The sequence below is a fragment of the Variibacter gotjawalensis genome (assembly GCF_002355335.1).
Classification (GTDB): domain Bacteria; phylum Pseudomonadota; class Alphaproteobacteria; order Rhizobiales; family Xanthobacteraceae; genus Variibacter; species Variibacter gotjawalensis.
In genome coordinates this window covers 4272396-4296155 of the sequence record NZ_AP014946.1, presented here as the reverse complement: position 1 = coordinate 4296155, position 23760 = coordinate 4272396, and the positions used below count along the sequence as shown (strand labels likewise).

At 62.7% G+C, this 23760-nt stretch carries 19 protein-coding genes; 16 read left to right on the top strand and 3 right to left on the bottom strand.

Going from position 1 to position 23760, the window contains the following annotated elements; translation table 11 throughout:
- Window positions 1-28: 28 nt before the first annotated feature.
- The 6 genes from tolB to GJW30_RS21020 all read left to right on the top strand — a co-directional run bounded on the left by tolB (window position 29) and on the right by GJW30_RS21020 (window position 8186).
- The gene (tolB, locus tag GJW30_RS21045) at window positions 29-1384 is read left to right on the top strand and encodes a Tol-Pal system beta propeller repeat protein TolB (RefSeq protein ID WP_096358327.1); all 1356 of its coding nucleotides are present in this window, start codon (window positions 29-31) and stop codon (window positions 1382-1384) included.
- A 306-nt stretch (window positions 1385-1690) separates the two neighbouring features.
- Entirely contained in the window at window positions 1691-2191 is a 501-nt protein-coding gene (gene pal / locus GJW30_RS21040; protein WP_096358326.1) for a peptidoglycan-associated lipoprotein Pal, read from the top strand.
- 134 nt (window positions 2192-2325) lie between these two features.
- Window positions 2326-3516, top strand: a complete 1191-nt coding sequence (gene ybgF / locus GJW30_RS21035) for a tol-pal system protein YbgF (protein WP_245408586.1) — start codon at window positions 2326-2328, stop codon at window positions 3514-3516.
- Window positions 3507-4553, top strand: coding sequence for a tRNA lysidine(34) synthetase TilS (gene tilS, locus GJW30_RS21030; RefSeq protein ID WP_096358325.1), 1047 nt, complete (start codon window positions 3507-3509; stop codon window positions 4551-4553). Before ybgF ends, tilS begins: the two co-directional genes overlap by 10 nt.
- A 160-nt stretch (window positions 4554-4713) precedes the next feature.
- Window positions 4714-6633: an ATP-dependent zinc metalloprotease FtsH gene (gene ftsH, locus GJW30_RS21025; protein WP_096358324.1), complete on the top strand. Its 1920-nt coding sequence runs from the start codon at window positions 4714-4716 to the stop codon at window positions 6631-6633.
- A 161-nt stretch (window positions 6634-6794) separates the two neighbouring features.
- On the top strand, window positions 6795-8186 hold the full coding sequence (locus GJW30_RS21020; protein ID WP_165391593.1) for a S41 family peptidase: 1392 nt from the start codon (window positions 6795-6797) through the stop codon (window positions 8184-8186).
- On the opposite strand, the gene GJW30_RS21015 is transcribed toward GJW30_RS21020, so the two are convergent.
- The gene (locus GJW30_RS21015) at window positions 8183-8542 is read right to left on the bottom strand and encodes a DUF4189 domain-containing protein (RefSeq protein WP_096358322.1); all 360 of its coding nucleotides are present in this window, start codon (window positions 8540-8542) and stop codon (window positions 8183-8185) included. The genes GJW30_RS21020 and GJW30_RS21015 overlap by 4 nt on opposite strands.
- Before the next feature lie 17 nt (window positions 8543-8559).
- Window positions 8560-9567 carry a hypothetical protein gene (locus GJW30_RS21010; RefSeq protein ID WP_096358321.1) on the bottom strand — a complete coding sequence of 336 codons (1008 nt, stop codon included), beginning with the start codon at window positions 9565-9567 and terminating at the stop codon, window positions 8560-8562.
- Between the two features lie 216 nt (window positions 9568-9783).
- On the opposite strand from GJW30_RS21010, the gene glmM reads away from it, so the two are divergent.
- The 10 genes from glmM to GJW30_RS20960 all read left to right on the top strand — a co-directional run bounded on the left by glmM (window position 9784) and on the right by GJW30_RS20960 (window position 22410).
- On the top strand, window positions 9784-11172 hold the full coding sequence (gene glmM, locus GJW30_RS21005) for a phosphoglucosamine mutase (protein ID WP_096358320.1): 1389 nt from the start codon (window positions 9784-9786) through the stop codon (window positions 11170-11172).
- 213 nt (window positions 11173-11385) lie between these two features.
- Window positions 11386-11667 (top strand): (2Fe-2S)-binding protein, encoded by a 282-nt coding sequence (locus GJW30_RS21000; RefSeq protein ID WP_096358319.1) that lies wholly within the window; start codon window positions 11386-11388, stop codon window positions 11665-11667.
- A gap of 138 nt (window positions 11668-11805) precedes the next feature.
- Window positions 11806-12288 (top strand): bacterioferritin, encoded by a 483-nt coding sequence (gene bfr, locus GJW30_RS20995; protein ID WP_096358318.1) that lies wholly within the window; start codon window positions 11806-11808, stop codon window positions 12286-12288.
- A gap of 205 nt (window positions 12289-12493) precedes the next feature.
- Entirely contained in the window at window positions 12494-13345 is an 852-nt protein-coding gene (locus tag GJW30_RS20990; RefSeq protein ID WP_096358317.1) for an outer membrane protein, read from the top strand.
- A gap of 192 nt (window positions 13346-13537) precedes the next feature.
- The gene (locus tag GJW30_RS20985; RefSeq protein WP_096358316.1) at window positions 13538-14287 is read left to right on the top strand and encodes an outer membrane protein; all 750 of its coding nucleotides are present in this window, start codon (window positions 13538-13540) and stop codon (window positions 14285-14287) included.
- 166 nt (window positions 14288-14453) lie between these two features.
- Complete coding sequence (locus GJW30_RS20980; protein WP_096358315.1) at window positions 14454-15626, top strand: phosphoserine transaminase; 1173 nt, start codon at window positions 14454-14456, stop codon at window positions 15624-15626.
- A 147-nt stretch (window positions 15627-15773) separates the two neighbouring features.
- On the top strand, window positions 15774-17354 hold the full coding sequence (gene serA, locus GJW30_RS20975) for a phosphoglycerate dehydrogenase (protein ID WP_096358314.1): 1581 nt from the start codon (window positions 15774-15776) through the stop codon (window positions 17352-17354).
- 118 nt (window positions 17355-17472) lie between these two features.
- A complete protein-coding gene (locus GJW30_RS20970; protein WP_096358313.1) occupies window positions 17473-19113 on the top strand; it encodes a mucoidy inhibitor MuiA family protein in 1641 nt (546 codons plus the stop codon).
- A 312-nt stretch (window positions 19114-19425) separates the two neighbouring features.
- Complete coding sequence (locus tag GJW30_RS20965) at window positions 19426-20715, top strand: adenylosuccinate synthase (protein ID WP_096358312.1); 1290 nt, start codon at window positions 19426-19428, stop codon at window positions 20713-20715.
- A gap of 42 nt (window positions 20716-20757) precedes the next feature.
- Window positions 20758-22410, top strand: coding sequence for a hypothetical protein (locus GJW30_RS20960; protein ID WP_096358311.1), 1653 nt, complete (start codon window positions 20758-20760; stop codon window positions 22408-22410).
- A 106-nt stretch (window positions 22411-22516) separates the two neighbouring features.
- Here GJW30_RS20960 and rpoH read toward each other — a convergent pair whose 3' ends face one another.
- Window positions 22517-23416, bottom strand: coding sequence for an RNA polymerase sigma factor RpoH (gene rpoH / locus GJW30_RS20955; RefSeq protein ID WP_096358310.1), 900 nt, complete (start codon window positions 23414-23416; stop codon window positions 22517-22519).
- Between the last annotated feature and the right edge of the window lie 344 nt (window positions 23417-23760).

Here is a 23760-nt window from a genome sequence, read left to right as displayed (position 1 = left end):
CATTCCGAACTCCAGAAGACACGAGACGATGAGCTTCGATACTTCTTCAAAAATTCTGACGCGCCGCCGTGTTCTGGCGCTGGGCGCCGCCGCGGGTGGCGCATTGATTTTGCCGCAGCATCTGCAAGCGCAAGGCGCGCCGCAGCAGCAAGGCGGCGGGCGCACACGCCTCGATGTCACGCAGGGTTCGTTCAAACCAATCCCGATCGCGGTGCCGGATTTCATCGGTAGCGAAGCGGCCGGCGTGAACGTGACCAAAATCGTCATCGATAACCTACGCCGTTCGGGGCTTTTCGCGCCGATCGATCCCGCGTCCTATATCGAGAAGATCGCGAACTCGGACGCAACACCGCGTTTCGCCGATTGGAAGGTCATTAACGCCGATGCGCTTGCGGTCGGTCGTATCGCGCGGCAACCGGATGGGCGTCCGCGCGCGGAATTCCGTCTGTGGGACGTCAACCAGGGCAAGCAGCTCGCGGGTGAAATCGTCATTGCGCCGCCGGGCTCGCCGCGCCGCATCGCGCACATTATCTCGGACGTGATCTACGAGCGTCTCACGGGTGAGAAAGGCTACTTCGACACACGCGTCGTCTTCATCGACGAGACGGGCGCGAAGGATCGCCGTGCCAAGCGCCTCGCGATCATGGATCAAGACGGCGCCAACGTGCGCTATCTCACGCGTGGTTCCGATCTGGTGCTGACGCCGCGCTTCTCGCCGTCGGGTCCAGAGATCACCTACATGGCGTATGGCGATGCCGACCCGCGCGTCATCCTCATGAACATCGACACAGGCCAGCGCGAAGTCGTCGGCGACTTCAAGGGCATGACGTTCGCGCCGCGTTTCTCGCCGGACGGCCAGCGCATCGTGATGAGCTTGCAGCAGGGCGGCAACTCGTCGATCTTCGCGATGGACCTTCGCTCGAAGGCGACGATGCGGCTCACCGACTCGACCGCGATCGACACAGCGCCGTCGTTCTCGCCGGATGGCTCGCGCATCTGTTTCGAGTCCGATCGCGGCGGTAAGCCGCAGATCTACGTGATGGGCGCCGGCGGCGGCGCGGCGCAGCGCATCAGCTTCCAGGAAGGTTCGTATTCGACGCCGGTCTGGTCGCCGCGCGGCGACTACATCGCGTTCACGAAACAGGGCAAAGGCCAATTCGCCATCGGCGTCATGAAGCCGGACGGCAAGGATGAGCGCATCCTGACCGAAGGCTATCACGCCGAAGGCCCGACCTGGGCACCGAACGGCCGCGTGATCATGTTCTTCAAGGATCAGGGCGCCGGTCCGAGCCTTTATACGGTCGACATCACGGGACGCTATGAGGTCAAAATCCAGACGCCGGCCTACGCGTCCGACCCGGCCTGGTCGCCTCTGTTGCGTTAATCGAGCCGGTGGGCGCGTTGCCGTTAAGCAACAGCTAACCATCGCGGTGAACAATGTTCGCGAAGTTGTCGGTTTTGCCCCAATCGTGCCACATTCTGGCGTGAACATTGTTCGCAAGTCAGGGGCACACAGTTTCAGAGCGTTTTCGTCAAGTTTAGGCGCGATTAACCATTCCGAGACGTTTAGGGCTTGGTGTGGCTTTTAACCGCCTTCAGCAAGGTCCCGTTTAGGTTGACGGAACCTTCGCTTAACGAACCCTCGGTAAACCGGAAGCTCAGATCCGGCGATCGGAGAAGGAGTAGAGTGATGCAATTCTTCCGGAACATTCGTGCCGCGAAGCTTACGGGCGCGCTGCTAGTCGCGCTTTCGCTCGGCGCTTGCGCCAGCAACCCCATGGATCAGGCCGGCCGCGACGGCCGTTACGCTGCGGGCCAGGCGGCTCCGGGCAGCCAGCAGGATTTCGTCGTGAACGTGGGCGACCGCGTGTTCTTCGAGTCGGACTCGACCGAACTCTCGTCTCAGGCACGCGCCACGCTCGAGAAGCAGGCGCAATGGCTGGCTAAGTACAACCGCTATTCGTTCCTGATCGAAGGCCATGCCGACGAGCGCGGCACCCGTGAATACAACATCGCTCTCGGCGCTCGCCGGTCGCAGGCGGTGCGTGAGTATCTCGCCTCGCGCGGCATCGAGCCGTCTCGCATGCGCACCATCTCGTACGGCAAAGAGCGCCCGGTCGCGGTGTGTAACGATATCTCGTGCTGGTCGCAGAACCGTCGCGCCGTGACGGTTCTCAACGCCAGCTCTTAGTCTCGGGCATATGCCGATCGCCTAATCCGTGCCCGGGTGGAGACGCCCGGGCACGTTTTGTTTATGACGACCACCTTAATTCGGTCGCAGGGGCAGACGATCTCTAACCCCACGCACGTAACCGCCGAGCCACGATGATGAAACGCATTGCTCTTCCGCTGATTGCTTTGATGCTCACCGCGTCCGCTGCGTTCGCGCAGTATCAGGACGATCCGCGCTATCAACAGCGTTCGGGCGGCGGCTTCTTCGACAATCTGTTCGGCGGCAGCGAGCGTATGCGCGGCGGCGAAAATCAGCGCCAGCCGGCCGGCCAGCCGCAACAGCAGCAGCGGCGCTACGAGCAAGGCCGGTACAACGAGCAGGGCGCCGACGATGGCGAACTCGCCGTTCAGGTCGACAAGCTGCGCGCGAAGGTGCGTCAGCTGACCGGCCAGGTCGAAGAGCTCGAATATCGCAATCGTCAGCTCGAAGAGCAGCTCCAGGCGCGCGGTGGATCCGCGCCGCCGCGTGCGGAAGCGCCGTCCGCTCCGCGCAATGTTCAGTCGGGCAGCCAATTGCCGCCGCCGGATGAGCCGGGCTCGCCGGCGCCGCCGCTGCGTCAGCATTCGTCCAACGTCCCGTCCACCGGCAGCGTCGCGGGCGGCCGTGGCCGCAACGATACCTTCGATCCGGATGCCGATCCGAATGCGCCGGGCGTGCCGAAGCCGCTCGGCTCGCCGGAATCGCGCGCACCCGCACCGGTCGCAAGCGCAGAGCCGGTCGGCCCGCGCGGCGGCCGTGAGCGCGGTGAGCCGCTCGCCATCGGCAATCAGCCGGGCGAGCCTGCGCCGGTTGCTCAGCCCGTCCGTGAAGCTCGCACAATTGCCGGTCCGCTGCCGGCACCGCCGACGCGCAGCCCGAACAGCACCGGTGCGCAGCCGGTTTCTGCGCCGGCGACGGACACGCCGCGCGATCAATTCGCGAATGCGCAAGCGCAGATGCAGCGCCGCGAATATGCGCAGGCGGAATCCTCGCTGCGTGATTTCTTGAAGAAGTATCCGAGCGATCGCCTCTCGGGCGATGCGCATTATCAGCTCGGCGAGAGCCTCTACCAGCGGCAGAATTACCGCGATGCAGCCGAGTCGTTCCTCACCGTGACGACGAAGTACAACAAGATCGGCCGCGCGCCGGACGCGCTGATGCGCCTCGGTCAGTCGCTCGCCGCGCTCGGCGAGAAGGATGCGGCGTGTGCGACACTCGGTGAGGTCAATCGCAAATATCCGAACGCCAGCGCGGGCGTGAAGCAGACAGTCGAGCGCGAACGTACCCGCGTTCAGTGCTCGTAGAGCGCGACCTCGCCGCGCTGTTCGCGGCGCTCCCGAAACGCGGACGCGTCATTCTCGCCATCTCGGGCGGCGCCGACTCTATGGCCCTGCTATGGCTCGCGGCGCAGTGGCGCGACGCAACCAAATCCCCAGTCGAGTTTATCGCCGCAACCGTCGATCACGGCTTGCGCGTGGAAGCCAAGCGCGAGGCGAAGTCCGTCGCGGCGCTCGCTAAGTCGTTGCGCGTGCCGCATCGCATGCTCACATGGCGCGGCGCGAAGCCGAAGACTGGGATCGAGGCGAAGTCCCGAGAGGCGCGCTACGCGCTTCTGGGTAAACTGGCGAAGCAGGAGGGCGCTTCGCACATCATCACGGCGCACACGCTCGACGATCAAGCCGAGACGGTTCTCATGCGACTCGCGGCCGGCTCAGGACCGGCCGGGCTCGGCGGGATGCGCGCGAACGAGCCGACCGACGACTTCACGTTGTCGCGACCGCTTTTGAGCGTCACCAAGGCGCGGCTGATCGCCACACTCCAGAAGGCCGGGATCGCGTGGAGCGAAGACCCGATGAATCGCGACGCAACCTATGCGCGTCCTCGGTTGCGTGCAGCCGCCGCAGCGCTTGCTGCCGAGGGGATGACGGCAGAACGACTCGGCAAACTCGCGGAGCGCCAGCAGCGTGCCGAAACAGCGATCGCGACGCTGATGCAAGCGCTTCCTGGTCCCTGCGGCGTGCTCGACAGCAAAGAACTCGTCATTCAGCCGGAAGAAGTCGCTATTCGGCGGCTGATGGCCGAGATTCGCGCGGCCTGTCCCGCGAAGCCACATCGGCCTCGACTCGAGCAGGTCGAGGAACTTTGGGAAGTTTTGCAGGCTGCGATCCGGGAGCGAAAGCGTCTGCGGCGGACGCTCGGCGATGTACTGATCGCACTCGATGCTCAAGGACGCATCACTTTTGCGCCCGCGCCGCAACGCCGCAGCGCGGCCAAGGCCGAGAAACCCGGCGAGAAACCGGGGAAAAAGCATATCCGGAGACGGGCCATTCACCAGAAGTGACGTAGTTTGGGCCCATTCCCTTGGCATCCGGTTTCACGCCACATACATTGCTCTTTACTGAATTGGGTACGCGGCCGAGCCGCCGGGACAATCCCGCGCAGGCGAGGGGCCAATCGGCCGAAATGGGAGACAGGCGCGTCACGCGCCGATAGGAAGCGGAATGAACTCCAATCTGCGGAATTTCGCCCTCTGGGTCATCATCGTCCTGTTGCTGTTGGCGTTGTTCACGCTGTTCCAGAACCCGGGCTCGCGTCAGGGCCCGAGCGACATCCCGTTCTCGCAGTTCTCGACCGCGGTGGAGAACGGCAAGGTTCGCGAAGTCACCATCCAGGGTAATGAGATCCACGGCGTCTATTCGGACGGCGGCGGCAACTTCACGACTTATCAGCCGAACGATCCGGGCCTCGTCGGCCGTCTCCTCGCCAAGGGCGTCGAGGTGAAGGCACGCGCGCCGGGCGACAACGTTCCGTGGTTCGTGTCGATCCTCGTCTCTTGGCTGCCGTTCGTTCTTTTGATCGGCGTGTGGATTTTCCTCTCGCGCCAGATGCAGGGCGCGGGCGGCAAGGCGATGGGCTTTGGCAAATCGCGCGCGAAGCTTCTGACCGAAGCGCATGGGCGCGTGACGTTCGACGACGTCGCGGGCGTCGACGAGGCTAAGTTCGACCTGCAAGAGATCGTCGAGTTCCTGCGCGACCCGTCCAAGTTCCAGCGTCTCGGCGGACGCATTCCGCGCGGCGTGCTGCTGGTCGGCCCTCCGGGCACCGGTAAGACGTTGATCGCACGTGCCGTCGCCGGCGAAGCCAACGTTCCGTTCTTCACAATCTCGGGCTCCGACTTCGTCGAGATGTTCGTCGGCGTTGGCGCGAGCCGCGTGCGCGACATGTTCGAGCAGGCGAAAAAGAATGCACCGTGCATCATCTTCATCGACGAAATCGACGCAGTCGGCCGTCACCGTGGCGCCGGTCTGGGCGGCGGCAATGACGAGCGCGAGCAGACCCTCAACCAGTTGCTGGTCGAGATGGACGGCTTCGAAGCGAACGAGGGTATCATCCTCATCGCGGCGACGAACCGCCCGGACGTGCTCGACCCGGCGTTGTTGCGTCCCGGCCGTTTCGACCGTCAGGTCATCGTGCCGAACCCGGACGTCGTCGGCCGCGAGCAGATCCTCAAGGTCCACGTTCGCAAAGTTCCGCTAGCGCCGGATGTCAACCTCAAGACCATCGCACGCGGCACGCCCGGCTTCTCGGGCGCCGACTTGATGAATCTCGTCAACGAAGCAGCTCTGATGGCGGCGCGGCGCAACAGGCGCATGGTGACGCAGAGCGAATTCGAAGACGCGAAAGACAAGGTGATGATGGGTGCCGAGCGTAAGTCGCTTGTCATGACCGAAGAAGAGAAGATGCTGACCGCGTATCACGAAGGCGGGCATGCGATTGTCGCGTTCAACGTGGCGGCGACCGACCCGGTGCACAAGGCGACGATCATTCCGCGCGGCCGTGCACTCGGCATGGTCATGCAGCTGCCGGAGCGCGACAAGTTGTCGATGAGCTACGAGCAGATGACGTCGCGTCTTGCGATCATGATGGGCGGCCGTGTCGCCGAAGAGATGATCTTCGGACACGACAAGGTCACGTCTGGCGCACAGTCGGACATTGAACAGGCAACGCGCCTTGCCCGTATGATGGTCACACGCTGGGGCTTCTCGAAGGAACTCGGTGCCGTCGCGTACGGCGAGAACCAGGAAGAAGTGTTCCTCGGTCACTCGGTCTCGCGCACGCAGAATATTTCGGAATCGACCGCGCAGAAGATCGACAGCGAAGTGCGCCGCTTGGTTGAAGAAGGCCATGACGCTGCACGCCGCATTCTGGAAGAGAAGCGCGATCACCTCGAAGCACTGGCCAAGGGCTTGCTCGAATTCGAGACGCTGTCGGGCGACGAGATCAAGGACTTGCTCGACGGCAAGAAGCCGAACCGCGAGAGCATGATCGATACGACCCCGCGCTCTTCGGCGGTGCCGACCGCCGGCAAGAACCGTCCGCGTCCCGAATCGGGTCCGATGGAGCCGCAGCCGCAGGCGTAAGCTTGTTGGTGATGAATTCGGAAAGGGCCGCTGCGAAGCGGCCCTTTTTGTTTGTGCGCTATTCGCGCATAGCGCGTTCGATTTCGGCGCCGGTTTCTTCGTCCGCTTTCGAAAAGGGAATGTCGCGGCCTCGTGAAGCTGTGCACCACGCTGCCGCCATAATGTCTGAGCCTGCTGGCCGGATGCAGACCCGCACAGCCCTCAAGGGCTTCGCCGTCGTTTTCCTGATGACGTTCGTTGCGCCGCTGGCGCCGAGCGACGACGCCTCGCCGCTGCGTGCCGAGGCGCCCGTGTCGCTCGCGAAAGCGCCGGAACTCGACCGGGCGAAGTTGTTCGACGCGGTGACGACGCGCATCGAGGAGCGTTTCTTCGATGGCGGCAAACTCAAGAGCATCGATTGGGAGCAGCGCGCGATCGAAACACGCAAGGCCGTGCTCGCAGCGTCCGACGATGCGGAGGCCGTGAGGCTCATCCAAGCGATGCTCGGCGAACTCAAAACGTCGCATACGGCGCTGATCACGCCGGACGAGTATTCGTATTACTTCCTCGTCGACATCGTCGGCGGACAGGACAGCGTCAAGGAATTGATCGCGCGCAAATTCTGGGGCGCGGGGCCGTTCTTCGCCGGCATCGGCGCCTTCACGCGCGAGCAGGGCGGCAAACACTTCGTCGATGCGGTCTTCGAAGGCTCGCCGGCTGACTACGGCGGCTTGAAATACGGTGACGAGATTGTCGCGGTGGACGGCGAGCCGTATCGGCCGATCGCGTCTTTTAGCGGCAAGGTTGGATCGGTCGCGGTCGTCGAAACACGGTCTCGCAGCGGCGGCGACACGTCGAAGCTTTACATCCCGGTCGCTCCGCTGCGGCCGAAGCATGCGATGTCGGCTGCTACGATCGCCAGCGCGCGCGTGATCGAACATGCGGGCAAGCGCATCGGCTACGTGCATGTCTGGGGCGTGCACGATGCCGATGCATTCAAGCAGGCGCTGGCGAAGATCGAACCGACCGAGCGCGAGCGCAAAGCGGATGGTTCTGACGAGACGCCGCCACTCGATGCCCTGATCGTCGATATGCGCGGCCGCGTCGGCGGCACGATGGGCGCGGCGCGGCAGATGCTGGAAGCGCTCGATCAGCGCGGTTCGTACTGGGGCGAAACGCGATTCTCGGAAAATGCGCAGCGGGCGCGCCGTGGTCAGCGCGAGCGGACGGATGCGGCGTCGATGCCGCCGTTCCGCGGGCGTACCGTGTTGCTGACGAACGATGGCACGCGCAGCGCCGGCGAGATTTTCGCGCAAGGTTTTCGGCAGGGTGGGTTTGGGCCGATCGTCGGAACGCCGACTGCTGGCGCCGTTTCGGCCGCTGCGGCTTACGTCGTTCCGGGCGATTTGCTGCTGTACGTTGCAGTCACGGGACTCGCGTTCGACGGCAAGTCACTCGAAGGTTCAGGCGTGGCGCCTGACCATCGTGTCGAACGCCCGCTCGCTTACGCGGGCGGCGCTGATCCGGTGCTCGATGCGGCGCTCGATCTCGCCGCCAAGCAATTCACGCGCTAATCGCAAATCGCCGCTGCGGGTTTGCACTGGACGCCGCCTTTGCGTCGGCATTCGTGCGTTGCGGCGTTGGTTGCCGAGCCAGTGGTCGTTCCGGTCGAAACACCCCAGGCGAATGTGCCGGTCGAGACCGCCTCGACGACGGCTGCGCAGCTACCTTTTCCGGATGATACGATGCGGCAGCCGGAACCGCATTTCGACAGGGCGGCTTTCCTCACCTGATCGAGCGCAAACGATGAGTTGTCGGCGGCGGCGCGTCCCGTCGACGAATTGAATGCGATCGCGTAAGCGGCTTGCGCCTGCGGCGTCATCATGCACGACAGTGCGATGGCTATTGCAGCGAGCTCCCAGAGCTTCATCTACGAACTCCTAGAAGTTATGGCGCGCAGTCGCGCGCAGATTGCAGACGGAAGACATTGTCGTCCGCGCCGAGCTTGCGCGGGAAGAGTTTTGCGAACGCGCCTTTCGCATCACGCAAGACGATGTTGTCACCGGCACCGCGCGCAAGCGTGATTTCGAAACCAGGCTCGCCTTTGTCGGGATTGAGGTTGCAGGCGTAGACATAAGAGTCGGGCGAGCACGTCGCTGTGCGTTCGACGGTCTCGCCGGAGCGCAACGTCAAACGAAAGCTGAGCGGATACAGAGGCGGCTCTGCGTCAGCTTTCACGGGCAGTTTTGCGATTTTGATCGCGCGGACATTCTGCTTCGGATTTTTCGCGAGGTGTGTGTCGTCGTACGTGCGTGAGAAGCATGTCTCGCGCGTGAAGCGGACGCGCAGAAACTCGCCGAGCTTTGCCCATTTCGGCCGCTCGCTTTCGCGCAGCGCCGCGCATTCGGCGACAGGCTGCGGATCGAGCCGGAACGTCTTGTCGTCTGCACCGGGCTTGACGAATTCGGTCCGATCTTGTTCGTCCTCGCTTGCGCCGCAGCCGCCGACGACAACGAAGCCTTCATTCTGCAACGTCAGCGATGCGTTACTTGTGCGCAGCTTGAAGCCGCCGCCGTCGCAATCGATGCTGCAGCGAACGGTGCCGTCGTATTTGCGGCATGAGAGGCCGTTGAAGAAGACGCCCTTGCGGTCACGCAGCCGGACGTAGGCCGTGACATTCACGTTACCGTCTTGGCCGTCTTGTTCGAGCAGTTCCCGCGGCGTCGATGGCTCACTCTCTGTGTTCGGATCGGGCGAGAAATCGCGGAAGAGGTGAAAGCTGGTGACGCGTTGCTTCGGATGGCTCTTAAGGTGCGCGTCGTCGTAGACGCGGCCAAAGCACATCTCCTTGCCGAGCGGGAAATGGGCGGGCAGGGGCGTGCTCTTCTCGTCAGCCGCCGCCGGCAGCGCCAAACCCGCGAAAACAAGAGCTGCCAGCCAAAAAGCCTTGGTCATTTGGTTATGCCCGCCGTCGATTGATGGTTTTATGATAGGCGCGCCAGCGGTCGGTTCGCAATTTCGTACCGGAAGCTGTAACCATCGTTTACATTTGTTGACCCAGCCGATATCGATCACGGTGTTATGATACAGCCTAGCTGCATTGCGGCAAACAGACCTTAAGCTTATAGCGCTAGCTTCCAGTGCAAAGACGCAGCTCAGCTGCCAACGGGGATGGTGCCGAGCGCAAGGCGCGGGCTCCGCGCAACGAGGGACAACGTGCGTAAGTATTTCGGGACAGATGGAATTCGCGGCAAAGCCAACAACGGCAAGCTGAACGCCGATCTGGCGATGCGTGTCGGCATGGCCGCCGGGCTGATGTTTCAGCGCGGCGAGCATCGCCATCGCGTGCTGATCGGCAAAGACACGCGCCTGTCCGGCTATCTCATCGAGAATGCAATGACGGCCGGTTTCCTATCTGTCGGCCTCGACGTTTTTCTTGTCGGCCCAATGCCGACGCCTGCGGTCGCGATGCTGACGCGTTCGATGCGCGCGGATCTCGGCGTGATGATCTCGGCTTCGCACAACGCGTACGAAGACAACGGCATCAAGCTATTCGGTCCGGACGGCTATAAGCTGTCAGACGAAATCGAAATCGCGATTGAAGAGCTCATCGATTCCGACATGTCGAAGCGTCTTGCGAAATCGGCAGACGTCGGTCGCGCGAAGCGCATCGAAGGCGTGCATGCGCGCTATATCGAGTTTGCCAAACGCACTCTGCCGCGCAATCTCGAATTCGATGGACTGCGTGTCGTTGTCGATTGCGCGAATGGCGCGGCGTATCGCGTTGCGCCTGAGGCACTGTGGGAACTCGGCGCCGACGTGATCGCAGTCGGTGTCGAGCCCGATGGTCTCAACATCAACAAGGATTGCGGCTCGACGTCGCCCGAAATGCTGTCGCGCAAAGTGCGCGAGATGCGCGCCGATATCGGCATCGCGCTCGATGGCGATGCGGATCGTCTGATTATCGTCGACGAAAAGGGTCACGTCGTCGATGGCGATCAACTGATGGCTGTCATTGCCGAGAGCTTCAAGGAAGACGGCCGCCTCTCGCGTGACGGGATCGTCGCGACCGTAATGTCGAATCTCGGTCTGGAGCGTTATCTGCAATCGCAAGGCTTGTCGCTCGCGCGCACGCCGGTCGGCGATCGCTACGTGCTCGAGCATATGCGTGAGCATGGCTTCAACGTCGGCGGCGAAGCGTCCGGCCACATCATTCTCTCGGATCACACAACGACGGGCGACGGGTTTGTCGCCGCCTTGCAGATCATGGCTGTGGTGAAGCGCTCGGGACGTCCTGTCTCGGAAGTTTGCCGCAAGTTCGAACCGGTCGCGCAGGTGATGCGAAATGTTCGCTATCGCAGCGGCAAGCCGCTGGAAGCACCGGCTGTCGTCAAGACGATCGATGGTGCGACCCAGAAGCTCAATGGCTCTGGCCGCCTGGTCATTCGCCCGTCCGGTACGGAGCCGGTCATCCGCGTCATGGCGGAAGGCGATGATCCCGTGCTTATCGAGCAGCTCGTCGATGATATTGCGGGCGCCGTGGCCGACGCTGCCGCGTAGCAGCCGCCTCATCACCAGCAGTTGTAGAACCGGCCGGCGCGAGGAGCGCCGGCGGTTCGTCTTTTGCGACCCTGAAAAGCCTTGGATTCTATTCGAAAATCGCTTTCCGGTAGAATCATTCTAAACTGAATCGCGTTGCTACGGTACTTTAGAATTAGATTAAACTGCTGTTTTTGCTTTGCTTTTCGCGATTGTCGCCGTATCTAAGAGGCAATGATCGTCTGTTCCTGCAATGTCTTTTCAGACACCGATGTCCGCAAGGTTTGCACGGCCGCCCGGCCGCAATCGACCGGCGCTGTCTACGGCTGCCTTGGTTGCAGCGCGCAGTGCGGACGCTGTGCCCGCACAATCCGCAAGATCATGGACGAAGCGCTGCAGGGCGCCTGCCCAGTCGGTTGTGCGACGTGCCCAGCCGGAACTCACGCCGACGCCCAGCTTGAGATCGAGACCACGACGCATATCGAGGTCGCATTTGCTTCTACCTCGGCCGCCTAAGGCCTAATTCACCTGACATTCGTGGATTTTGCCGGCCTTTCGGTCTTGAACGTTGCGGTGCCGCCAGCTAGTTTAGAATGATTAGAAACTAGCGGCGCGGGAAGCTATCCGCCACCCGAGTGCGAACAGGAGCGGGCCATGAAGGGCGATCCAAAGGTCATCGAATATTTGAACAAGGGGCTCCGCAGCGAGCTCACCGCGATCAATCAGTACTGGATCCATTATCGGCTGTTGGACAATTGGGGTCTGAAGAACCTCGCCAAGAAGTGGCGCGCCGAATCGATCGAAGAGATGCATCACGCGGATCGGTTCACCGACCGCATAATCTTCCTCGATGGCTTCCCGAACATGCAGGTACTCGATCCGCTGCATATCGGCCAGAACGTCAAGGAAGTCCTGGAATGCGATCTGCAGGCCGAGGTCGGCGCCCGCGCGCTGTATCAGGAGGCCGCTGCCTACTGCGCTTCCGTGAAGGATTTCCCGAGCCGCAACCTCTTCGAAGACCTGATGAAAGACGAAGAGGGGCACATCGATTTCCTCGAAACACAGCTCGATCTCGTCGCCAAGATCGGCGTCGAGCGCTATTCGCAGGCGCATATCGGCGAACTCGACGATCACTGATCTGACGCAGCGCGACATGCAAAAAAGCCCGCAGCGATGCGGGCTTTTTTCATTTCCGGTGTAGACGAAAGCAACCCGAAGTAACCTGCAGTTAGGGTTAAAAGTTAGGGTTAAGCTCCATTTAACCTCTCCATGGCAACTTCTCAGCGTCGAACAAACACGAGGGACGAATCAATTCGCCCCCGCGGACCAGAGGACGATTGCAATGGCTAGTTTGAGAGTATGGGCGTTCGCTGCCGCGGCCGCCGTCACCACGATCTCCGCAGCACACGCTGCCGATCTTGCCCCGATGGGCCCGCCTCCGATGGCGCCGGTCGCTTATGACGATGGCTTCGCGGGTGGTTGGTACCTGCGCGGCGACGTCGGTGCAGGCATCTCGCGCGCACGCAGCCTGGATGTGCTCGGCCCGCTCCCGGCCGGCAGCGACTTCGCGATGGTCAATAGCGGCTTCCGCATGAGCGACTCGTACTTCATCGGCGGCGGTATCGGCTATCAGTTCAACAGCTGGCTCCGCTTCGATGCGACCGCTGAATATCGCACCGGCTACAGCTTCCGCGGCGTCGGCTTCTACACGCAGGGCGGCGGCACGTTCTATGACGTGTACGACGGCAACATGAATTCAAAGGTCGTGTTGGCAAACGCCTACTTCGATCTCGGTACCTGGTACGGCGTCACGGCCTTCGTCGGTGGCGGTATCGGTATGGCCGGCCACACCATCTCGCACATATCCGATCTCGGCCCGTTCACGCCAGGCGGCGGCGCTTCGTACGGCTTCATGAACACCTCGAAGACCGATTGGCAGATGGCTTGGGCTCTCCACGCCGGTCTCGCTTACAACGTGACGAACAACTTCAAGGTCGAACTCGCTTACCGCTACCTCAACATGGGTTCGGCTGAATCGGGTCTCCTGAACTGCTCGGCTGCAGCAGCCGGCGCTTGCGGCGGCGCAAATGCCTACCGCATTCGCGACATCGACTCGCACGACATCAAGATTGGTCTGCGCTACCACTTCAATCAACCGCCGATGGCTTATCCGGCCGTCGTCACCAAGGGCTGATCCTCCGATCATCCTCACTGTCTGAGCAAACTCGAAACGGCGCGGATCATCTCCGCGCCGTTTTCTTTTGCATCGAACATTTCCGTCGAGCTGCCAGAAACCCCTGCGAGATAACGGAATATTAAGGTTAACGATTAACTATAGGCCTCAATCCGGACGACACACGTTCGCGCGAATCAAGAGGCCAATCGCATGCGCAAAATTCTGCTCGCCCTCGCAGCCATAACAATCGCAAGTGAAGCAGGAGCTGCCGATCTGCGCGGGCCGATGTACGATGCGCCGGTCGAGCAGCGCTTCGATTGGTCGGGCACCTATGTCGGTGGTCACGGTGGCTTTACGCAGCAACGCTTGACGACGCTCAATGGGGTTCTCACGGATCCGCTCGGCGGGAACGCCGACCTCGTATTTCCGTTTGCGCGCGGGTCCGGAAACACTGCGTCATACGGCGGCTTTATCGGCTTTAACGCGCAGTGGGACGACATCGTTCTCGGTTTCGAGTTCACTTATAACCGCCTCGACCGCGGCACATCGTCTACCCTTACGAACGCAACGACTTATAACTTCGGAGCGGGTGCAGTTCCGGCTCTAGCGACGGGGACTTCGACCCAGCACATCAGCGACTTGTTCGGCGGACGCTTTCGTGCCGGTTGGTCGACGGGAATTTTCCTTCCTTACGCTTCTGTCGGCTTTGTCGTAGCGCGTGGCGAATCCGAGCGCGTCGGTGTCGTGACCTCAGTGGCCAACCCGGCGATCTTCAGAGCAGGCTCGCTGGTCAGCGACAACGCAACTCCATTCGGCTTCTCAGTTGGCGCAGGCGTCGACATGATGATCACGCAAAATCTCTTCGCACGTGCAGAGCTCGAATATGTAGGACTTCGCGAGAGCAAGGGTGTGGGCGGTCAGTTCACGACTTATCGCGCAGGCCTAGGTCTGAAGTTCTAAGCGTCTCCGACATCAACGAAATTCACGCAACGGCGGCCCTCGTGGCCGCCGTTGTCGTTTGCATACACGCCAGAATCGTGTTGACGCGCCGGTATCGCTGCCCTATCTCCCGCGGCGGGACACCTCTCCCCAACGAGAGGCATCTATCTGTAAGGATAGCGATACTATGACGATACAGAAGCCCGGCGTGCGGCCGGTTACTCCGCATTTTTCCTCCGGCCCGTGCCCGAAGCGCCCCGGCTGGTCTCTTCAAGTTCTCACTGATGCACTGCTTGGACGCTCGCACCGGTCGAAGCCCGGTAAGGCGAAGCTCAAGCGCGCGATCGAGCAGACGCGCGAAGTGCTCGAAGTTCCTGCCGACTACAAGATCGCGATCGTGCCGGCGTCCGATACGGGTGCGGTCGAGATGGCGATGTGGTCGATGCTCGGTGCGCGCCCCGTCACGCTGCTGACGTGGGAATCCTTTGGCGAAGGCTGGGTGACGGACGTCATCAAGCAACTGAAGCTGAAAGACGCGACTGTGATGCGCGCGGATTATGGCGCGCTGCCCGATCTTTCCAAGATCGATTGGAAGAGCGATGTCGTCTTCACGTGGAACGGCACGACCTCCGGTGTGCGCGTGCCGAACGGCGATTGGATCGCTGCGGATCGTGAAGGTCTGACGATCTGCGACGCGACGTCGGCCGCATTCGCGCAACCGCTCGATTTCAAGAAGCTCGATGTCGTCACCTTCTCGTGGCAGAAGGCACTCGGCGGTGAAGCTGCGCACGGCATGTTGGTGCTTTCGCCGCGCGCTGTGCAGCGTCTCGAAAGCTACGTGCCGGCATGGCCGATGCCGAAGCTCTTCCGCATGACGAAGGGCGGCAAGCTGATGGACGGCTTGTTCGAAGGCGAGACGACCAACACGCCGTCGATGCTGTGCGTCGAGGACTATGTCGATGCGCTCGATTGGGCGAAGGGCGTCGGCGGACTGAAGGCGCTGATCGCGCGCGCCGATGCGAACACGAAGGCGCTCGCCGATTGGGTCGCCGCAACGCCGTGGATCGATTTCCTGGCCGAGCGTAAGGAGATCCGTTCGAACACCTCGGTATGTTTGCGCTTCACGGATCCGGCGATCGCTTCGCTCCCGCTCGATGCGCAAGCGGCGTTTGCCAAGAACGTCGCCGGCATGCTCGAGAAGGACAATGTCGCGTGCGACATCGCTTACTACCGCGATGCGCCTCCGGGCTTGCGCATCTGGTGTGGTGCGACGGTCGAGAAAAGCGATGTCGAGGCGCTCGTGCCGTGGCTCGAATGGGCCTTCGCGAGCGCGAAAGAACAGCTGCCGAAGGCGGCTTAGCAACTCACTCCGCTCGCCCCGGCGAAAGCCGGGCCCAGGAGCCAAGAACTCCGCTTCCAATTTTTCGCGCGCTACCGCGCGCGGGCTGGATCCCGGCTTTCGCCGGGATGAACGGCTTCACACATTCACCGATATATGAGGCACAACATGGCCCCCCGCGTTCTTATTGCAGACAAACTCTCTCCCGCTGCCGTTGCGATCTTCAAGGAGCGCGGTGTCGAGACCGACGTGAACACTGGTCTCGACAAGGACCAGCTCGCCGAGATCATCGGCAACTACGACGGCATCGCGATCCGCTCCGCAACGAAGATCACACCGAAGATTCTCGAGAAGGCGAAGAATCTGAAAGTCGTCGGCCGCGCCGGCATCGGCGTCGACAATGTCGACGTTCCGGCCGCGACGCAGAAGGGCGTGATCGTCATGAACACGCCGTTCGGCAATTCGATCACGACCGCCGAGCACGCGATCTCGTTGATGCTCGCGCTGGCACGCCAGATTCCCGCCGCCGACACGTCGACGCAAGCCGGCAAGTGGGAGAAGAACCGCTTTATGGGTGTCGAGATCACCGGCAAGACGCTCGGCGTGATCGGTTGCGGCAACATCGGCTCGATTGCGGCCGATCGCGCGTTGGGTCTCCGCATGAAGGTCATCGCGTTCGATCCGTTCTTGTCGGAAGAGCGTGCCGTCGATCTCGGCGTCGAAAAGGTCGAGCTTGAAGACCTGTTCCGCCGTGCTGATTTCATCACGCTGCACACGCCGTTGACCGATCGCACGCGCAACATCATCGACGCCAAGGCGATCGAGACGATGAAAGACGGCGTTCGCATCATCAACTGCGCGCGCGGCGGTCTTGTCGACGAAGTTGCGCTGCGGGCTGCGCTCGACAGCGGTAAGGTCGCGGGTGCGGCATTCGACGTGTTCGTCACCGAGCCGGCAAAAGAGAATCCGCTGTTCGGACATCCGAATGTCGTCTGCACACCGCATCTCGGCGCGGCGACGAGCGAAGCGCAGGAGAACGTTGCTTTGCAGGTTGCCGAGCAGATGTCGGATTATCTGCTGCGTGGTGCGATTTCCAACGCCGTGAACTTCCCGTCGATCACGGCCGAGCAGGCTCCGAAGCTGCGTCCGCTGATCGACCTTGCCGACAAGCTCGGTTCGTTCGCGGGTCAGCTCACCGAGAGCGGCATCAAGCAAGTTCGCATCACGTATGCAGGCGCGGTCGCGCAGCTCAACACGCGTGCGCTGACGTCGTCGGCCGTTGCGGGGCTTCTCCGTCCGATGCTTGCTGACGTCAACGTCGTGTCGGCACCGAGTGTTGCGAAAGAACGCGGGATCATCGTCGAAGAGACGACCCGCGAAGCGCAAGGCGACTACGAAAGCTTGATCACGGTCGAGGTCACGACGGAGCGGCAGACGCGCGGCGTGTCCGGCACGGTCTATGCGGACGGCCGCCCGCGCATCGTCAACATCAAGGGCATTCGCGTCGACGCCGAATTCGGCCCGTCGATGCTGTATGTCGCGAACGAAGACAAGCCGGGCTTCGTCGGCAAGTTCGCCGGCATCCTCGGCGATGCGGGCGTGAACATTGCGACCTTCCATCTCGGCCGTGATGCGCAGGGCGGCGCCGCAATTGCTCTCGTCGAAATCGACGGGGCCGTGTCCGACAAGGTCATCGAGGAAGTGAAGAAACTGCCGCAGGTCACGCACGCGAAGCCGCTGCATTTCTAAGCTCGCCGCAATCGTGCCCACGGGCGGCCTTCGGGCCGCCCTGAGGCCACCCAACTTTCGCGGATTGTTCTCTCTCTGACGCGCGGTGCTCCTCGCCGCGCCACGAGGGAGATTTACGATGCGCAAGATCGCCATCGCGACCGCGCTTGTTTGCGCGGCACCCATCACGGCCGCTGTCGCCGCCGAACAACAAGCCACATCGAATGTTGACGCCGTCACGGTGTATCCGGACGGCGCCAGCGTCACGCGCGTCGTCCGCACGACTGTGCCGAGCGGCGATACGACGCTCGTGCTCGGCGATTTTCCGCCCGGCCTCGACCCCGCATCGCTACGAATCGAGGGCACCGGGCCGGTAACGGTCGGCTCGATCGATGCGCGACCGCCGCGTCCCGAAAGACCCGCGAACAATCCCGCGCTCGAACGACGGCTTGAAGCGCTGCGCGACGAGCGCGCGACGCTCGATGATGCGATCGCGGCGGCGACGGCGCGGCGTAAATTCGTCGAACGCTATGCGGCCGAAGTTCCGTTCGGTCCCGGCGAAAAGGCTGAAGGCGCGCGGCCGATCGGTGACTGGCGGCAGGCTTTTTCCGCCGTGGCTGATGAGCTTGCCGCGGTCGATGTGAAAATTCGCGAAGCGAAACTGAAGCAGCGCGAACTCGATCGCGAGATCCAAAAGGTGGAGGCCGAGGCGCGCGGAAATCCTCCGCGCAAAATGGAAGTGCGCGTCGATCTCGCGGCGGCACAAGCCGGCGAAGCTACATTTCGCATCACCTACACGATGCGTAGCGCGCGGTGGATGCCGCTCTACGACGCGCGCCTCGATTCTGGAAACAAGGATCGCAAGCCCGCAATCGAGATCGTGCGACGCGCAGAAATCGTGCAGCAAACCGGTGAAGACTGGCAGGACGTTGCGCTCTCGGTGTCGACTGTGCGCACAGCGGCCGGCGGTAATGCGCCGGAGCTCGGCACGCTGATCGTCCGATATCCGCAGGAGAATGCACGGCCGAAGGCGTATTACGGCGGCGCGCGTGCGCCGGCGTCGGTCGCGCAACCGGCGCCCATCACACAAGCGGACGAGCAGCGCGAGCGCCGCGCAGCGGAGCAAGAAGCCGTCGTCGATGCCTCCGGATTTCAAGTCGTGTTCCGCGTGCCGGGTCGCGTGAGCGTCGCGGCGAACGAAGGCGCAAAATCGTTGCGCATCGCGACGGGCTCGGTCGAGCCGGAGCTGATGGTGCGCGCGGTGCCGGCCGTCAACCCGACGGCGTTCCTCGAAGCCGAGTTCAAACACAACGACGAAGCGCCGCTGCTTCCGGGCCGCGTCTCGATTTATCGTGATGGCGTGTTTGTCGGACGCAGCGTGATGCCGGCGACGCCAAAGGAAGAGAATGTGCGGCTCGGTTTTGGCGCCGACGAGAAGATCAAAGTAACGCGCGCCGTATCACGCAAGAACGAAGGGACCAGCGGCGTCATCACCACGGTGAAAACCGACGAGCGCGAATTCAAGATCGCGGTTCGCAACGGGCATGCGCGGCCGATGAAGATTCAGGTCGAGGATCAATTGCCGGTGAGCGAGCACCAGGATGTGCAGGTCGAAATGCTGCCGTCGACGACTGCTCCGACGTTCAAGGATTTGCGCGACAAGCGCGGCGTGCTCGGTTGGGTTGTCGATGCAAAACCCGGCGAGCAGAAAGAGATCAAATTCGCCTGGCGGGTGAAATGGCCGAACGACAAAGCGGTCGTCTATCAGCCGGGAAGCTGAGCAAGCACACTCACTTGCAATTCATTCTCGGCGTCATGGCCCGCTTCATGCGGGCCATCCACGTTTTGGCCGCTGGTAAAGAAGACGTGGATGGCCCGGACAAGCCGGGCCATGACGGAATACGGCGCTCTGACGGTGAATTGAGGCTCAGAAACCTCGCTGAAAACCGGATTGCGGGTTGGTTTTTGACCCCAAGACCGGGTATGGTCCCAACGACATGCCGTCAGGCGGTCCAATATGGCCGCCGGCGGCATTCTTGTGCGTGGCTGAACCCGCGCGGGCGTCATCCCGCAGGTTCTGACGAGGATTTCGATGGCGAACGTGGTGGTGGTCGGCTCCCAGTGGGGAGACGAAGGCAAGGGCAAGATCGTCGACTGGCTTTCGTCGCAAGCCGACATCGTGGTGCGCTTCCAGGGTGGGCATAACGCCGGCCATACGCTCGTGATCGACGGCAACGTCTACAAGCTCTCGCTGCTCCCGTCCGGCGTCGTGCGCCAGAACAAGCAGTCGGTTATCGGCAACGGCGTCGTCGTCGACCCGTATGCGCTGGTCGAAGAAATCGAGCGGCTGCGCGGGCAGGGCGTCGAGATCACGCCGGACAATTTGAGCGTCGCCGAGAACGTGCCGCTGATTCTGCCGCTGCATCGAGAACTCGACACGATTCGCGAATCATCGAACGCGAGCGCGATCGGCACGACGAAGCGCGGCATCGGTCCGGCATACGAAGATAAGGTTGGTCGCCGTGCGATTCGCCTGATGGACCTCGCCGATCTCGACACGCTGCCGGCGAAGGTTGATCGTCTGCTCGCGCATCACAACACGCTGCGTCGTGGCCTCGGCCTCGAAGAGTTCGACAGCGATGCGATCTGCGATGAACTCGCCGCGGTTGCGCCGAAGGTGCTGCCCTATATGGCTTCGGTTTGGTCGTTGCTCGAAGAGAAGCGCCGCGAAGGCCGCCGCATCTTGTTCGAAGGAGCGCAGGGCGCGCTGCTCGACATCGACCACGGCACGTATCCCTACGTTACGTCGTCGAACACGGTCGCGGGTCAAGCCGCGACCGGCAGCGGTCTCGGCCCGAACGCGATCAACTACGTACTCGGCATCTGCAAGGCCTATACGACGCGTGTCGGCGGCGGGCCTTTCCCGACCGAGCAGGACAACGAGATCGGCCATCGCATCGGCGATCGTGGCCGCGAATTCGGTACGGTCACGGGGCGCCGCCGCCGCTGTGGCTGGTTCGACGCCGTGTTGGTGCGACAGACCGTCGTCACCAGCGGCATTCGTGGCCTGGCTCTGACCAAGCTCGACATTCTCGACGGCTTCGAGGAGATCCAGGTGTGCGTCGGCTATCGCCTCGACGGCAAGGTCATCGACTATCTGCCGGCCGGCGAAGCGGCCCAAGCGAATGTCGAGCCGATCTACGAGACGATCGAGGGTTGGGAAGGCACCACGGCTGGTGCGCGGTCATGGGCCGATCTCCCCGCCCAAGCGATCAAGTATGTGCGCCGGATCGAGGAACTCGTCGGTTGCACGGTTGCTTTGGTCTCGACAAGTCCCGAGCGAGAGGACACGATTCTTGTACAAAACCCGTTTGAAGCTTAATCAAGTAAACCTTGTCGCGTACGTGAAGGTGTTCGTCACCCGATGACAGACTACTACCCGCTGCTATCGCGCGCCGTTTCCGGTCTGGAAAAGAACACCGGCGAGGCGCGGCGCGCGCTCTATGAGCGGGCCCGCAACGCGCTGGTCGCGCAGTTGCGTGGGACGCAGCCGCCGCTTCCCGAAGCCGATATCACGCGCGAGCGCTTGGCGCTCGAGGATGCGGTGCGCAAGGTCGAGGCCGACGAAGCGCGCCGTTTGCGCACGCCGCCAAGCCCCGCAACGCCTGTTCCGCCGATGCCTGGGGCAGGCGCGCCGAGCCGTCCGCCGGTGCCGCGTCCGGAAGATCTACGCCGTCAGCCGCCGGTGCCTGCCAACAATCCGCCGCCGGCCGGTGCTCCGCCTCAATCGCCGATTCCGCCGCGCAGTGCGCCGCCGCCAGCTGCTTCGCAGCGTCCAGCTCCTCCGCCGCAGGGGCCGCGTCCGGCTGTGCCGCCGGGCATGGCGCCGCGTCCGGCCGTGCCGCCCGGCATGGCACCGCGCACAGCCGAATCACCGCGCCCGCCGGTGCCGCCGGGACTTGCTCCGCGTCCGCCGGAGCAGCGTCCCGCGCCGCCGTCGTTCGAGCGTGCTGCGCCGTCACCGCCGCCTGAGTCGCGCCGTCCGCCGGAGCCTCCGAGAGTGCCGGAACCGCCGCGTCAGCGTGCGGCACCGCCGCCGTTGCCGCTCGAATATCCGGACGAGCCTGCGCCTCCGCCGCCGTTGCGTGCTTCTCGCCAGCCAGAATACCCGCAGGCTGCCGATCTCGACCAAGGAGGCTTGCCGCCGGCTCCGCCGCCGCCACCTCCGCCCGAAATTGGGGACACGCAGCCGATCCGCCGGCGCAGGCCGCCTGGCCCCGCGCCGCGCAAACCGCTCGGCGAAGAGAAGCCGGCCAACCCGGCGCGCCGCGGTCTGATCGGCGTTCTACTCTTCGTCATCATCGCGGCAGCACTTGCCGGCGGTGCGTTCTGGCAGCGTGACAAGATCTCGTCGCTGTTCAGCGCGGCGAAAAATCTAGCGCCGTCGGCGACGACATCGAATCAGCCGCGCCAAAAGGCGTCCGATCGCGTCGGGCAGGACGGCCAACCGGCCGCGCAAGGCGGCACGCCGGCGCTGGTCGCGCAACGCGTCGTTCTCTACGAGGAAGATCCGGCGAATCCGGAAGGCACGCGTGCGAGCGGTTCGGCGATCTGGCGCACCGAGACGGTGTCGCCTGGACCAGGGCTCGCGCCCGAGCTCGCCGTCCGCGTTGATATCGAAATTCCGGAACGCAAGTTCGCGATGACGATGTCGATCCGCCGCAATACGGACTCTGCGCTTCCGGCGAGCCATACGGTTGAGATCCTGTTCAATCTGCCGGCGGATTTCTCGTCGGGCAGCGTCGACAAGGTGCCGGGAATCCTGATGAAGGAAGCCGAGCAGTCGCGCGGCGCGCCGCTCGCGGGTCTCGCCGTCAAGGTGACGAACGGCTTCTTCCTCATCGGCCTGTCGTCGGCTGAGGCCGACATGCAGCGGAACATGCAGCTTCTGAAAGATCGCGCGTGGTTCGACGTGCCGATGGTGTTCGCGAACAATCGCCGCGCGATCCTCGCGATCGAGAAGGGCACGCCGGGCGAGCGCGCATTCCAGGAAGCTTTCGCGGCCTGGCAGAAATAAACTCGTAAAAGTCAGCGCATAGCGCCGCCGCCGACAATCAAGTTGTTTGCCATAAAAAAATGCCCGGCTCATCGCCGGGCATTTTGTTTTCGTTTCTGCGGCGCGCTTAGGCGGCCGGCGCCATTGCGGGGCTTTCGATTTCGGCAAGACGGTTCTTCACCGCCTTCTGCACCTTCTCGAACGCACGCACCTCAATCTGACGCACGCGCTCGCGCGAGACGCCGAATTCGGCGGCAAGCTCTTCGAGCGTGACCGGATCGTCGGCAAGGCGGCGCGCTTCGAAGATGCGGCGCTCGCGTTCGTTGAGAACATCGAGCGCCTGGCCGAGCGCCTTGCGGCGATTGTCGGCTTCTTCGCTCGCGACCATGCGCGACTCTTGGCTAGCGCTATCGTCGACCAGCCAATCCTGCCACTCGCCCGAGTCACCGTCTTCACGCAGCGGCGCATTGAGCGACACGTCGCCACCGAGGCGGCGGTTCATGTCGACAACGTCCTGCTCGGTGACGCCGAGACGCTTGGCAATGATCTGCACTTGATCGGGGCGAAGATCGCCTTCCTCGAGCGCGGAGATTTTGCTCTTCGCCTTACGCAGGTTGAAGAACAGCTTCTTCTGGTTCGCGGTCGTGCCCATTTTCACGAGCGACCACGAGCGCAGGATGTATTCTTGGATCGACGCCTTGATCCACCACATGGCGTAGGTCGCCAGGCGGAAGCCTTTCTCTGGCTCGAAGCGCTTGACGGCCTGCATCAGGCCGACGTTGCCTTCGGAGATCACTTCCGAGATCGGGAGACCATAGCCGCGATAGCCCATCGCGAGCTTCGCGACGAGACGCAGATGGCTGGTGACGAGCTTATGCGCGGCTTCACGATCGCCGTGTTCGCGCCAGCTCTTGGCAAACATGTATTCCTGCTGCGGCTCCAGCATCGGGAACCGGCGGATTTCGTCCAGATAGCGAGATAAGCCTGCCTCGCCTGCAGGAATTGGTAGACTAGCAGCACGGGCCATGGAGCGCCCTTTCCTAAGTTCGATGCCCCCATGATTGGCGGGCATTCAACACCGCCGCTTCCCTCAAGCCGGCAGTGCCTTTGTTACGTCTGTCGTGTTGCGGGCCGGCAGGTGCCAACTGCCTCTTTCGCAACTGCGAAGATCAGAACGCGAACGCAACATACACCAAAAGCGTTCCTCCGAACATTACATCGGCGTTACCTCGATGTGACATCAGGCCGCAAGTCTCGATAACCTAAGCCATTGTCTTGACACAGTTTATCTCGGCCGGCCGCCGGTATTCCATTTACGCTGATGACACATTCAGGAATGTGCATCGCGGGTGGAGGCGGGCTGGTTCGGGA

Bases quoted from the DNA above. Each gene is read 5' to 3' on its own strand.
- serA (WP_096358314.1), top strand. From the start codon at position 15,774: ATGGCCCCCCGCGTTCTTATTGCAGACAAACTCTCTCCCGCTGCCGTT.
- glmM (WP_096358320.1), top strand. From the start codon at position 9,784: ATGGTGCCGAGCGCAAGGCGCGGGCTCCGCGCAACGAGGGACAACGTG.
- ftsH (WP_096358324.1), top strand. From the start codon at position 4,714: ATGAACTCCAATCTGCGGAATTTCGCCCTCTGGGTCATCATCGTCCTG.
- GJW30_RS20990 (WP_096358317.1), top strand. From the start codon at position 12,494: ATGGCTAGTTTGAGAGTATGGGCGTTCGCTGCCGCGGCCGCCGTCACC.
- rpoH (WP_096358310.1), bottom strand. From the start codon at position 23,416: ATGGCCCGTGCTGCTAGTCTACCAATTCCTGCAGGCGAGGCAGGCTTA.
- pal (WP_096358326.1), top strand. From the start codon at position 1,691: ATGCAATTCTTCCGGAACATTCGTGCCGCGAAGCTTACGGGCGCGCTG.
- ybgF (WP_245408586.1), top strand. From the start codon at position 2,326: ATGATGAAACGCATTGCTCTTCCGCTGATTGCTTTGATGCTCACCGCG.
- GJW30_RS21000 (WP_096358319.1), top strand. From the start codon at position 11,386: ATGATCGTCTGTTCCTGCAATGTCTTTTCAGACACCGATGTCCGCAAG.
- GJW30_RS20965 (WP_096358312.1), top strand. From the start codon at position 19,426: ATGGCGAACGTGGTGGTGGTCGGCTCCCAGTGGGGAGACGAAGGCAAG.
- GJW30_RS20985 (WP_096358316.1), top strand. From the start codon at position 13,538: ATGCGCAAAATTCTGCTCGCCCTCGCAGCCATAACAATCGCAAGTGAA.
- GJW30_RS21010 (WP_096358321.1), bottom strand. From the start codon at position 9,567: ATGACCAAGGCTTTTTGGCTGGCAGCTCTTGTTTTCGCGGGTTTGGCG.
- GJW30_RS20980 (WP_096358315.1), top strand. From the start codon at position 14,454: ATGACGATACAGAAGCCCGGCGTGCGGCCGGTTACTCCGCATTTTTCC.
- GJW30_RS21015 (WP_096358322.1), bottom strand. From the start codon at position 8,542: ATGAAGCTCTGGGAGCTCGCTGCAATAGCCATCGCACTGTCGTGCATG.
- GJW30_RS20970 (WP_096358313.1), top strand. From the start codon at position 17,473: ATGCGCAAGATCGCCATCGCGACCGCGCTTGTTTGCGCGGCACCCATC.
- GJW30_RS21020 (WP_165391593.1), top strand. From the start codon at position 6,795: ATGTCTGAGCCTGCTGGCCGGATGCAGACCCGCACAGCCCTCAAGGGC.
- GJW30_RS20960 (WP_096358311.1), top strand. From the start codon at position 20,758: ATGACAGACTACTACCCGCTGCTATCGCGCGCCGTTTCCGGTCTGGAA.
- bfr (WP_096358318.1), top strand. From the start codon at position 11,806: ATGAAGGGCGATCCAAAGGTCATCGAATATTTGAACAAGGGGCTCCGC.
- tolB (WP_096358327.1), top strand. From the start codon at position 29: ATGAGCTTCGATACTTCTTCAAAAATTCTGACGCGCCGCCGTGTTCTG.